Source organism: Exiguobacterium sp. KKBO11 (assembly GCF_001644945.1).
GTDB classification, from domain to species: Bacteria; Bacillota; Bacilli; order Exiguobacteriales; family Exiguobacteriaceae; genus Exiguobacterium_A; species Exiguobacterium_A abrahamii.
Map to the genome: position 1 here is coordinate 398,897 of NZ_LUCU01000022.1, position 12,473 is coordinate 411,369.

General features: G+C 50.9%; 10 protein-coding genes. All 10 read right to left on the reverse strand.

Annotation, left to right across the window (positions count from 1 at the left end; translation table 11 throughout):
• Positions 1-92 precede the first annotated feature (92 nt).
• Complete coding sequence (locus tag AYO36_RS09075) at positions 93-1,547, reverse strand: phytoene desaturase family protein (RefSeq protein WP_082874217.1); 1,455 nt, start codon at positions 1,545-1,547, stop codon at positions 93-95.
• Entirely contained in the window at positions 1,544-3,160 is a 1,617-nt protein-coding gene (locus AYO36_RS09080; protein WP_064300424.1) for an alpha/beta hydrolase, read from the reverse strand. Before AYO36_RS09080 ends, AYO36_RS09075 begins: the two co-directional genes overlap by 4 nt.
• A 145-nt stretch (positions 3,161-3,305) precedes the next feature.
• Complete coding sequence (locus tag AYO36_RS09085) at positions 3,306-4,481, reverse strand: glycine C-acetyltransferase (protein ID WP_064300230.1); 1,176 nt, start codon at positions 4,479-4,481, stop codon at positions 3,306-3,308.
• Complete coding sequence (gene tdh, locus AYO36_RS09090; protein WP_023467708.1) at positions 4,481-5,569, reverse strand: L-threonine 3-dehydrogenase; 1,089 nt, start codon at positions 5,567-5,569, stop codon at positions 4,481-4,483. Before tdh ends, AYO36_RS09085 begins: the two co-directional genes overlap by 1 nt.
• A 98-nt stretch (positions 5,570-5,667) precedes the next feature.
• Entirely contained in the window at positions 5,668-6,534 is an 867-nt protein-coding gene (locus tag AYO36_RS09095) for a 2-oxoacid:ferredoxin oxidoreductase subunit beta (protein ID WP_023467707.1), read from the reverse strand.
• Positions 6,521-8,269 carry a 2-oxoacid:acceptor oxidoreductase subunit alpha gene (locus AYO36_RS09100; protein WP_035398188.1) on the reverse strand — a complete coding sequence of 583 codons (1,749 nt, stop codon included), beginning with the start codon at positions 8,267-8,269 and terminating at the stop codon, positions 6,521-6,523. The genes AYO36_RS09095 and AYO36_RS09100 overlap by 14 nt, the downstream gene beginning before the upstream one ends.
• A gap of 189 nt (positions 8,270-8,458) precedes the next feature.
• Complete coding sequence (locus AYO36_RS09105) at positions 8,459-8,719, reverse strand: stage V sporulation protein S (protein WP_023467705.1); 261 nt, start codon at positions 8,717-8,719, stop codon at positions 8,459-8,461.
• Between the two features lie 29 nt (positions 8,720-8,748).
• A complete protein-coding gene (locus AYO36_RS09110) occupies positions 8,749-9,543 on the reverse strand; it encodes a TIGR00282 family metallophosphoesterase (protein ID WP_023467704.1) in 795 nt (264 codons plus the stop codon).
• Positions 9,544-9,592: 49 nt separating this feature from the next.
• The gene (gene rny, locus AYO36_RS09115; RefSeq protein ID WP_023467703.1) at positions 9,593-11,155 is read right to left on the reverse strand and encodes a ribonuclease Y; all 1,563 of its coding nucleotides are present in this window, start codon (positions 11,153-11,155) and stop codon (positions 9,593-9,595) included.
• A 194-nt stretch (positions 11,156-11,349) separates the two neighbouring features.
• A complete protein-coding gene (gene recA / locus AYO36_RS09120; protein ID WP_023467702.1) occupies positions 11,350-12,393 on the reverse strand; it encodes a recombinase RecA in 1,044 nt (347 codons plus the stop codon).
• Positions 12,394-12,473: the final 80 nt, after the last annotated feature.

Consider the following 12,473-nt stretch of genomic DNA (forward strand, 5'->3'; position numbering starts at 1 on the left):
GATATCATGTTCCCGACTCTTCCTCATCATAATCCTCAAATGTGAAAAAAGCGACAGATGCGTCGCTTCTTTCATCATTTTACGACGATTTCTCATAATCTGACGTCAAACTGTCGGGCAACATGAATCGCAGACGTCGTCGCCCCAATCGTCCCGGCACCCGGAAAGATCGTGTCCCCGATTGCAAAGAAGTGATTGATGCCCGTACGAAACGGCGCTGCGAACAAGAGACTTGTACTCGGACGTTGCGGATATCCCCCGACTCCACCATCCGGACGGAACGTATAGCGTACCCACGCACCGGGTCCACCCGGATGGCGTTCGATCGCCTGTTGCACGAAGCCAGGAAACTGTTGTTCAAGAATAGCTTCGAAGATCGCCGACATCACCTCGACCTGTTCGTCGTAGCGTTTCCGGTCCGTCTTATCAAACGTACCAATCGGAACATGACATGACATCGTCAGCGTCCGCTGACCGGCTGGTGCACGTAACCGGTCGTCCGGACGGGAGAGGGAGATGAAGGCATGACCTGAAGGTAAGGACGGATCATGAACTTGCCGGAATGCTTCGTCAGACAAAATGATCGACTCCGGAATCGCCGCATAATACGTAAACGTCGCCCATTGCTGTAGCTTTTCTTGTCGCTGATACGTCCGTCGTAACGTTCGTCGCATATCCGAACTGACGACTTCCCTGATGCCTTCAAGCGGAACTGCGCAGATGACAGCATCAGCAAGCATCAAGCGTCCGCGACGATCCTCGATCAAGAAACCATCCGGTGTCTTTCGAATCGACGTGACTTTTCGCCCAAGGAGACAGGTTGCCCCGCTCGCCTCGGCTATCTCTTTCAATTGCTCGGCCAGTCGGTATAATCCACCCGGGACATAATAAGCACCTTCATGGTAAATCGATAAGGCGACGGCTCCTAGTAAAGCTGACGCCTCCTGTCCTGTCTGCATGCTGTCGAGTAAGATCCCGTCGATCACTTGTGCGAACAGCGTATCCGCTAGTCGATGTTTGCGTAACAGATGACCAATCGTCAGCGGAAAATACGGTAAGAGGACGACACTTTTCGTGTGACGGACTAACCGCCGGACGTCGGCTAAATCTTGAAGTGGCAATGCCGGCAGTTCTGCCATCAGTGGACGAATTGCCTCGTGTATCTGCTCGATTTCAGCAAAGAATGCCCGAATCGACGATGCCTGCTCCGGAAAATGTGAAGTCAATTCGGTTAGAAACGCATCACGATTTTGATAATAATGAATCAATCGTCCTTCGATGCGAATCGTCATGACGACGTCGAGTGGCTTGACCTGGTGCGTCACTCCGAGATGATCGAGCACACGGGCATGAATGCCACCCGGTTCAAATCCCATCCCAAGGGTCGCTCCAACTGGATACGTCAAGTCCCGGCGCGTGAACTTCCCGGCTGATCCTCCCCATTCACGGCTTCCCTCAAGTACCGTGACGGCATGTCCTTCTTGTGCAATCAATGCCGCAGCCGTTAGACCGGCAATTCCTCCGCCGACGATGACGACCTGTTTCATGATGGTTCCTCCTCCGTGACTCGATTTTCTTTAAACAGGAAATTGCGGATTTCGCGGAAGACCGGCTCCCGGCGATGAATCGTGAAGTGATCATACTTATAGGATTTCGTCTGAATGTTATCCGTGTAGTTCTCGAGTGCAAACGAACTCTTCAACGAAATCAGATTGAAGTCGCCTCCTTTGGCACCAAACGAATAGACGAGTACGTCGCGTGGCCACGTCTCAAGCCGTTGGGTCAGATTGTTCATCGCTGGAGAACCTTTCGCAAGATCACGTATGGCAGGACTGTTCGTATTCGTGCCGAGTGGCGCAAGTGTCAAGCCAAGCTTCGCGTAATCCGAACCGGCGATCGGTGAGTCGAGCGTCACGACTTTTCGGACGTGATACGGCATCTCCTCTTGGACCGTGTAGGCGACGACATCGACACCACCCATGCTGTGCCCAACGAGCTGAATATCGGCAAAGGTCGCTTTTTGTTTCGCATCGTAAGCTGCAATCGCCGCATTCAACCACTTTTGCTGATCGACAAGGCTTGCCTCATCATCTGCGAAGACGATTCGGACAAGTGGGTAGCCGGTCGATGATGGTTTGACGCTACAGGTCGCTTTCCCGGAACGGGTCACGTCACATCGACCGCCATCATCGGCGACTTTTTTATTCGTGAAGTTTTGAATCATCGGCACGAACGTCCGCTCCGTACCGAATAACCCGTGGACGAGGAACGTCGGCACGATTTCACTCTTTCCTTGCGTGACGATCTGACGCGTTGGTGGCGGCGCACTTGACGTATCTTCCGCGAACACCCACCACGCTCCTCCCCCGACAATCAAACAGACGAGGAGCGAGATGCTGATCGTCTTCAACTGTTGCCGGCGCAAACGACGGACACGGTGAAAGACCCAGTAGAGGAATAATCCGACACCGATTAATAACACGATACCGGTAATGATCCAACCTGTCGGATTCGGTACATACGCAATCAACTGTAGCTGGTTGGCTTTCGTTCCGTATAATTTCCATGACACATCATGGTAATTCGACCAGTCGATCTTTTCTCCATTTTGGAGACCGATCACTTTTGGACCGTGGAGCTTGATCTCGATATCGGCTTGACGGATATACCGATCGGCGAGTTTCTTGACTTGTCCTGTCGGTTGATAGCCTTTGATATTCAAACGATCGATACTGAGATCGATGTTCGTATCAAGTCGATACGTATCAAACCAAAAACCGTCCGATTTTTTCATGTCGAACTTCGTATCGGGTGGAATGAGAATTCCGCCAATCCCCGTCTTCCATTCGTCCTTGATCGATGTCATGTCCTTGAAGTTCGCGAATGTCTTCTGCATCCGGATCCCTTCATAGTCATCCTTCGTCTTGAACGCCTTCGCTGCATAGCCGTTCTTTTCTGCCTGTTTGACATAACTATTCCAATTCGGATTTAGATTCAATAAACGCGCCACTGGGTGTTCCTTTGCGGCATATGTCGTCTTTAAGGTAACACTCTGATCGGTATGGATCGTCGCATCATATTGGATGCGAATACAACCCCCAAGGAGCAGCGTCAGCATCAAAAATGAGAGCAATATCCCTTTCTTCTTCGTACTCATCAGGTCACATCCTTTCCTCATCTGTTATTCCCTATCTCGCAAAAGTAAAAACGGTCGACTTTGATTCTTTCGTCATGACGCACTTCAGGCAGTGGGTCATCGACCCACTGCCTGAAAGTATGCGGACCTGGTTCGTCCGTGATCGATATCAACCGATCAAGTTTAATTCACGACCGACTTTTTCGAAAGCTGCAAGCGCCGTCGTTAAATCTTCACGCGTATGTTCCGCCGTCACGATCGTCCGGACACGTGCTTTTCCTTTTGCAACCGTCGGGAAGGCGATGCCTTGAGCAAAGATACCTTCTTGACGTAAGCGGTCCGACAACTCGTGGCAACGTGCTTCATCCCCGACGATGACAGGTGTGATCGGCGTCGTCGACGTTCCGATGTCGAATCCAAGATCCCGGAGTCCTTGTTTAAAGAATTCCGTGTTTTCCCACAGACGATCGAAGAGTTCCGTCTCTTCCTCCATGACACGGAGCGCTTCCCGGTTCGCTTCGACGACTGCTGGTGGATGTGATGTCGAGAACAAGAACGGACGTCCTTTATGGATCAGGTAATCTTTGACGTGCTGTTCACACGCGACGTATCCCCCGAGGACACCGATGGCTTTTGAGAGCGTACCGACTTGCAGGGCAACACGTCCGTCAAGACCGAAGTGATTGACCGTACCGCGTCCCGCTTTCCCAAGCACACCTGACGCATGGGCATCATCGACCATGACGAGTGCGTCATATCGCTCTGCTAATTCAACGATTTCCGGAAGTGGTGCAATGTTTCCGTCCATCGAGAAGACACCATCCGTGACGATGAGGCGCGTCCGCGCGTCTTGTGTTTCTTGTAAGGCCGCTTCAAGATCCGCCAAGTCGACATGTTTATAGATGCGGCGTTTCGCTTTCGTCAGACGAATCCCATCGATGATCGAAGCGTGGTTCAACTCATCCGAGATGACGACGTCTTCCGGACCGAGCAGTGCCGATAAGACACCGAGATTCGTTGCGAATCCCGACTGGAAGACGAGTGCTGCTTCCGTATGTTTGAATGTCGCAAGTTCCCGTTCGAATGCTTGGTGCATCTCGAGTGTTCCGGCAATCGTCCGAACTGACCCTGTTCCAGCACCGAACGTGCGCGCTGCTTCCGCAGCTTGTTCAGCGAGACGTGGATGTGCGGCGAGTCCGAGGTAGTTGTTCGACGACAGTTGAATGAGTTCCTTCCCGGCAATCGTCACGCGGTTATGTTGCGCGCTCTCAAGTGCCACGAGGTTGCGGAACGTGCCCGCCTGTTTCATCTCTTCTAGTTCTGTCCGTAAGTGTTCAAATCCCATTAATTCGTCCCCCTTGGTTGTAATACGACTTTCCCGCATTTCCCTTGACGCATCAATTCAAATCCTTCTTCGAACCGCTCAAGCGGCAACGTGTGTGTGATTAACGGTCGGACATCGACTTTTCCGCTCGATAAGAAAGCAGAAACCTGGCTCCATGTCTCGTACATCTTCCGACCGGTGATTCCTTGGACCCGGACACCTTTAAAGACGACGTGGTTCGTCAAATCGATTTCGACCGGTTTGACCGGCAGACTGAGGATGTTGACGTCTCCACCTGCTGTCACCATCTCGAATGCTTGACGAATCGCAACCGGATGACCACTCATCTCACAGACGACATCAATTCCATCTCCGTCCGTCATGCGCTCGATCCGCTCTAACACATCGTCATGACGTGAATCGATGACGACATCCGCCCCCATCGTCCGCGCGAGTTCAAGACGATACGGATTGACGTCGATCGCAACGACTTCCGCCGCACCAGCTGCTTTAGCGACGGAGACCGCCATCAGACCGATCGGACCACAACCGACGATTGCGACCGTTTTCGCACTGACATCGCTCGCGAGAACCGTATGGACGGCATTGCCCATCGGCTCTTGGATCGAGGCGATCCCTGCTGGCATATCTTCCGGGTTGACCCAAAGGTTTTCTTCCGGCATGACGACGTATTCTGCAAAACATCCTTGTGTATCGACACCGATGATCTTCGTGTTCTTACAGATGTGATATTGTCCACGAAGACATTGTTTACATTGATGACAGACGATATGCGTCTCCGCCGAGACACGATCACCGAGCTTCAAGCGTTTCGTGCCTTCTCCGAGCTCGACGACTTCGCCTGAGAACTCGTGACCGAAGACATACGGCGGATTGACACGCGAGGCTGCCCACGCGTCCCACTCATAGATATGCACATCCGTCCCACAGATCGATGTTGCCTCGACTCGAATCAAGACTTCTCCACGACTCGGTACGGGTACTGGTACTTCTTTCAGTGCCGCACCGAACCCGCGCTCTTCTTTGACGAGTGCACGCATCGTTTTTGTCGTTGTCGTCTCTTCTACCGTCGTTACTAATTTCGTCATCTTTCCCCGACTCCTTCGCGGAAGCTCACGTTTTTTATATGTGGCGAACTTCCAAATGTTTAGCATCCCCAAAAAACCAAACACATCTTTCCTCTATCTTACATGAATTCTGCTGCCAGTTTACCGAATGTTTCTTCGTTCAGCTCAAGATCCGCATACGCAAGACCCGATTCTTGATACCCATCGATTTGTGACTGGTAATCAGGACGTGTTTCATCCTGATAGATCAATCCCATGACGAGTCCGTCGTGAGCATGAACGGTCTGTTTCGCAAGATCCAAGTTCGACGGATCATATCCTTCGATGTCGGACAGCTTCGTCAAGTTCTGTTTGAACCAATCGTACGTATTGACCTTGTTGAACGTGACACATGGACTGAAGACGTTGATGAAGGCAAATCCTTTATGTGCCGTCGCTTGCTCGATCAGTTGCGTCAAGCCCTTCAAATCGTTCGAGAAGCTTTGGGCAACGAACGTCGCACCAGCCGTCAAGGCGAGTTCAACCGGTGAAACACTCTTTTCGATCGACCCTTTTGGCGTCGATTTCGTCTTGAATCCAGGTGCAGAAGTAGGTGACGTCTGTCCTTTCGTCAAGCCGTAAATCTGATTGTCCATGACGATATACGTCATGTCGACATTGCGCTTGAATGCATGAATCGTATGTCCCATGCCGATTGCAAATCCATCACCGTCGCCACCAGACGCGATGACCGTCAATTCGCGGTTCGCCATCTTGACACCTTGGGCGATCGGAAGGGACCGTCCATGAACACCGTGGAAGCCATACGTATTGATATAACCGGAAATCCGACCAGAACAGCCGATCCCGGAAATCAATGCCAACTCTTCTGGTTCGAGACCGACGTTCGCGACAGCACGCTGAATCGCTGCTTGAATCGAGAAGTCTCCACACCCTGGACACCAGTTTGGTTTGACATCATTTCTAAAATCCTTAAAGGTTGCCATGATATACCCCTCCTACGACCTGCTCGACGACCTCTGCTGGGTAGAACGGGTCGCCATTGAATTTCAGGATATGCTCGATCTTCGATGCATGTCCACAGTTCATCTGGATCAGCTTCGCTAGTTGTCCCGTTGCATTGTACTCGACGACGATGACTCGTTTTGCCCGCTCTAAGTGCGGCGTGACGAGCTCACTTGGGAACGGATGGACTTGACGGATATGCAAGTGATCAACCTTGATTCCTTGTGCTTCGAGTCGTGGCATGATCTCTTCGATCGTTCCACGTGTCGAGTTGAAACCGACGAATAAGATATCCGGTTCTGCATGATGCTCCGTTACGAGAACGGCATCCTGTAAGCGGAACGTGTTCAGCTTCCGAAGTCGCTTCGTCATCTGATCGACTCGGTTCTTCGTCGCTTCCGACGGACGCCCTTCCTCATTGTGTTCAACACCCGTTACATGATGAATCCCGTGCTTGACGCCTGGAATGACACGTGGGCTGATCCCATCTTCCGTCACTTCGTAGCGTTTGAAGTACGCTTTTCCTTCAAGTTCCGGTAAGTCTTCCTGGATCAACTTCCCGCGACGGATCTCAACGCGTGACATATCCGGTGGCTCAACCGATTGTTTTCCGAGCGACAGCATCAAATCCGTCAATAGAATGACAGGACATTGGTATTCCTCTGCGATATTGAATGCCTCTGCTGCATCGTAGAACGCTTCCTCGACCGTTGACGGTGCCAAAACGACCTTCGGAATTTCACCATGCGTGCTGTAGATCATCGCCATCAAGTCAGACTGTTCCTGTTTCGTCGGTAGACCGGTTGACGGACCACCTCGTTGTGTATCGACGATGACGAGCGGTGTTTCCGTCATCCCGGATAACCCGATCGCTTCCGCCATCAATGACAATCCTGGACCAGCAGATGCTGTCAAAGCACGGACACCTGCGTAGTTCGCCCCGATCGCCATCGTGACTGCCGCCAATTCGTCTTCCGTCTGGACGACCGTTCCGCCGAACTGCGGCAGTTTCTTGATTAAGTATTCCATGATCTCAGATGATGGTGTGATCGGGTAAGCTGCCATCAGACGTGCTCCACCGGCGATTGCACCAAGCGCGATCGCATCGTTTCCGATCATGAACATCCGTTGTTTTCCGTCAGCCGGTTCCAAGACGAACCGCTCGCCCTCTCCTGCAAGTGCTTCGAACGCTGCTGCACCCTCACGAATCGCCGCTAAGTTTTTCTCGACCATGTCTGGACCTTTTCGACCGAAAATCTGTTCGACGACGGCTTGGAAACGCTCTGGTGCAATGCCGAGAATCGCACTCGATGCACCGATCGCGACCATATTCTTCATCAATGCCGTACCGAGATCAGCTGCGATTTCCGTAAATGGAATCGCATACAAGGAAGCGCGTGCTTCGTCTGGATTCGTCGGATTGAATTTCGCATCCGCGATGATGATGGCACCTTGACGCAATTCATGGAAGTTAACATCGATCGTCTCTTGATCGAATGCGACTAAAATATCGAGATCATCGGAAATCGTCCGGACTTCCTGTGTCGCGACACGAATCTTATTGTTCGTATGTCCTCCCTTGATACGTGACGAAAAGTGACGGTAACCATACAGGTAATAGCCGAGTCGATTCAAGGCAATCGCAAAGATTTCGCCTGTTGATTCGATCCCTTCTCCCTGCTGACCGCCAACTTTCCATGATAACTGATTATACATCGACGTTCGCTCCTTCTCTGTCCCCTGAAATGATAGTTCTCTCTATCCTCCCTCATGATACCGATTTACCGGAAGTAGTACAATGCTCCCTCGGTGGAAAGGTGAGAAAATTTCGCGGACGTAGCAAAAAGACCATCTACTCCAGTCGAGTAAATGGTCTACTTGCAAATAGGACCTATGTCCAATTCGTCATCGTGGTTCGATGATGAGTTTGATGGCGGTTCTCTCTTCCCCATCAATCAAAATGTCTGTGAAGGCTGGGATACAAATCAAGTCGATGCCAGAAGGCGCCACGAATCCGCGTGCGATGGCGACGGCTTTGACAGACTGATTGAGCGCTCCCGCACCAATGGCCTGAATCTCGACGGAACCTCTCTCTCGAATGACACCCGCGAGTGCACCTGCTACCGCGTTTGGATTCGACTTAGCTGATACTTTCAGGACGTCCATGCGTGTACCTCCCCATCCAGAAATGGCAATCAGTCGAAGAATACTGACTGATCCGTCAGATGAATCCGTTCAATCTTCGTTGCTTTTTTGGTTGTGTCATCGATATGAATCAAGACTCCATTAAGTTGTTCCCGTCCTTCGGCAACTTCAAACCGTGTTGGGAGCTGTGTCTTGAATTTTCGTAGGACATCTTCCTGGCGCATTCCGAGTACGCCGTTCAGCGGTCCTGTCATCCCGACATCCGTGATGTAAGCCGTTCCTCCGTCAAGGACACGCTCATCTGCTGTCTGGACGTGCGTATGTGTGCCGACGACAGCTTGTACTCGACCGTCGAGGTGATAGCCCATCGCAATTTTCTCACTCGTTGCTTCCGCATGAACATCAACGAAGATGGCATCGACTTTTCCTTCGACTTCCGCAATCAGTGCATCGACGGTACGGAACGGGTCACCTAGTGGTGGTAAGAAGACCGTTCCCTGGACGTTGATGACGGCAATCTTTTTATTACCTGCTTTGACAATCATCATCCCACGACCTGGCGTCCCTTCCGGATAGTTTGCCGGACGGACGATTCGATCCGCGTCGTCGATCCAGTCAAAGATGTCGCGGTTATCAAACGTATGGTTCCCCATCGTGATCCCGTGGAATCCGAGTTCAAGGAATTGATGATAGATCGACTTCGTGATGCCACGTCCGTGTGCTGCGTTTTCGCCGTTGACGAGCATGACGTTCGGGTTGTACTTCGCTTTCAAGCGTGCTGTGAATTGTTGTAGGATATGTCGACCGGGTGCACCGACGACGTCTCCGATGAATAAAATCTTCATTGCTGTTCCTCCGTTCATTAAAAAAAGTGGCGGTCGCCCGCCACTCCACTTATTTCGCGTATTCGACTGCTCGTGTTTCCCGAATGACCGTGACCTTGATGTGTCCCGGATAATCGAGTTCTTCTTCGATTTTTTTCCGGATGTCACTCGCCATCTTGTGAGCCAGTACGTCATCGACGACGTCAGGTCGAACGATGATACGGACTTCACGACCCGCTTGGATCGCAAATGATTTTTCGACACCGTCGAACGATTCCGAGATTTCCTCGAGGCGTTCGAGACGGCGGATATAACTTTCGAGTGTCTCTTGACGTGCACCTGGGCGAGCAGCAGATAATGCATCCGCAGCTGCGACCAAGACGGAAATGACAGATGTCGCTTCCGTATCCCCGTGGTGGGATGCGATCGCGTTGATGACGGTTGGATGCTCTTTGTACTTCGTACCGAGCTCGACACCAATCTCAACGTGACTGCCTTCGACTTCGTGGTCGATCGCTTTCCCGATATCATGCAGAAGACCCGCACGCTTCGCAAGCGTGACATCTTCTCCAAGTTCAGCTGCCATCATACCTGCAAGGTGAGCAACCTCAAGTGAGTGATACAGGACGTTCTGTCCGTAACTCGTACGGTACTTCAAGCGACCGAGAATTTTGACAAGGTCCGGATGAATGCCGTGGATCCCGACATCATACGTCGCTTCTTCCCCGATTTCTCGAATCCGCTCGTCGACTTCACGACGGGATTTGTCGACCATCTCTTCAATACGGGCCGGGTGAATCCGACCATCCTGAACCAATTTCTCGAGCGCCATTTTAGCGACTTCGCGACGAATTGGGTCAAAACCAGACAAAATGACGGCTTCCGGCGTATCATCGATGATCAAGTCGATTCCAGTCAAGGTCTCGAGCGTACGGATGTTGCGGCCTTCCCGTCCGATGATCCGACCTTTCATCTCATCGTTCGGTAAGTTGACGACCGATACAGTCGTCTCTGCGATATGTTCAGCGGCGAACCGTTGAATCGCAAGTGACAAGATGTTACGTGCTTTCTTGTCGGCTTCTTCTTTTGCTTTTTGTTCGATTTCTTTTTGAAGAATGGCTGCGTCATGTAAAGCAGCCTGTTTCGTCTCATCCATGATGATCGTTCTTGCCTCGTCTTGCGATAAATTCGCGACGCGGACAAGCTCTTGACGTCCCTGTTCATACAGGTCCTCTACTTTGCGCTCTAGTTCTTCAGCTTGATGCTTCCGTTTCGCGATCTCTGCATCACGTGTATTGATTTGATCTTCCTTACGGTCGATAGCGTCAACACGGCGATCGAGTGTCTCTTCTTTCTGGAGCAACCGGGCTTCTTGTTTCGCTAGCTCTTGGCGACGTTCACGCAATTCTTTTTCCACTTCGTTACGAAGTTTGAATGCTTCATCTTTCGCTTCGAGTACTGCTTCTTTTTTCGTTGCCTCAGCCGATTCACGCGCACGTTCGACGATTTTGTTCGCTTCCGTTTCTGCGCCTTGAATTTTCGCTTCTGCAATCGATTTCCGCAAGAAGTAGCCTACGATGAATGCGATCAGCAAAGTGAGGAGAAGTATGACAATCCAAGTCAGTGTACTCATGGGTTCACCTCCCCTTTGCAAGGTGTTTCTTAGTTCATTTCGGTATTTCATCGAAGCTGTCTAAAAAACGTACATCTATATTGTAAGGATAGCACTCGTTCATTGTCAACGAACGGACGGGAAAGAATTCCACTGTTTTCCTCTTTTACACTAAAAAAAGAGAGGATTCGCATGCGAATCCTCTCTAAAACGATTTATTCAGCAAATAGATCTTCTGGTTGTTCTGCTTCGAAATCAACCGGCTCTTCGCGATCGACGAGACCGTGGTGTTCACGAATCAAACGTTCGACCTCTGCTGCGACTTCCGGATGCTCGACCATGTATTGCTTCGCGTTCTCACGTCCTTGACCGAGACGCTCTGAGTTGTACGAGTACCATGCACCACTTTTTTGAACGATATCGAGGTCTGTTCCGATGTCGATCAACTCACCGACTTTCGAAATCCCGAGACCATACATGATGTCGACTTCCGCTTGTTTGAACGGAGGCGCGATCTTGTTTTTGACGACCTTAATCTTCGTTTTGTTACCGACGACGTCCGTACCGTTTTTCAACGCTTCCGCACGACGCACTTCTAAACGAACAGACGAGTAGAATTTGAGTGCGCGACCACCTGGAGTTGTTTCCGGGTTACCGAACATGACACCGATTTTTTCACGGATTTGGTTGATGAAGATGACGATCGTCTTCGATTTATTCGTTGCACCAGACAGTTTACGAAGCGCTTGGCTCATCAAACGTGCTTGAAGACCGACGTGTGAGTCACCCATCTCGCCTTCGATCTCTGCTTTTGGTACGAGTGCCGCAACGGAGTCGACGACAAGAATATCGACCGCACCAGAACGAACGAGTGCTTCCGCGATTTCAAGTGCTTGTTCCCCAGTGTCCGGTTGTGACAAGAGGAGCTCATCGATATTGACACCGAGTTTGTTTGCATATGCTGGATCAAGCGCGTGCTCCGCATCGATGAACGCTGCTTGTCCGCCTTGTTTTTGAACTTCTGCGATTGCATGAAGCGCAACCGTCGTTTTACCTGACGATTCAGGTCCGTATACTTCGATGACCCGTCCACGTGGGTATCCACCTGCACCTAGGGCAATATCTAATGTAATCGATCCAGAAGAGATTACTGATACCTTCTGATCCGCATTTTCTCCGAGTTTCATGATAGAACCTTTACCGAACTGTTTCTCTATCTGGCGTAGCGCCATCTCAAGTGCTGCTTTACGATCACTCACGTAGCAGGCCTCCTTTTAATTATCTTACTGAGATTATTGTACTTCTTTTGAGACCGAATGACAAGCATTTTACGAACATT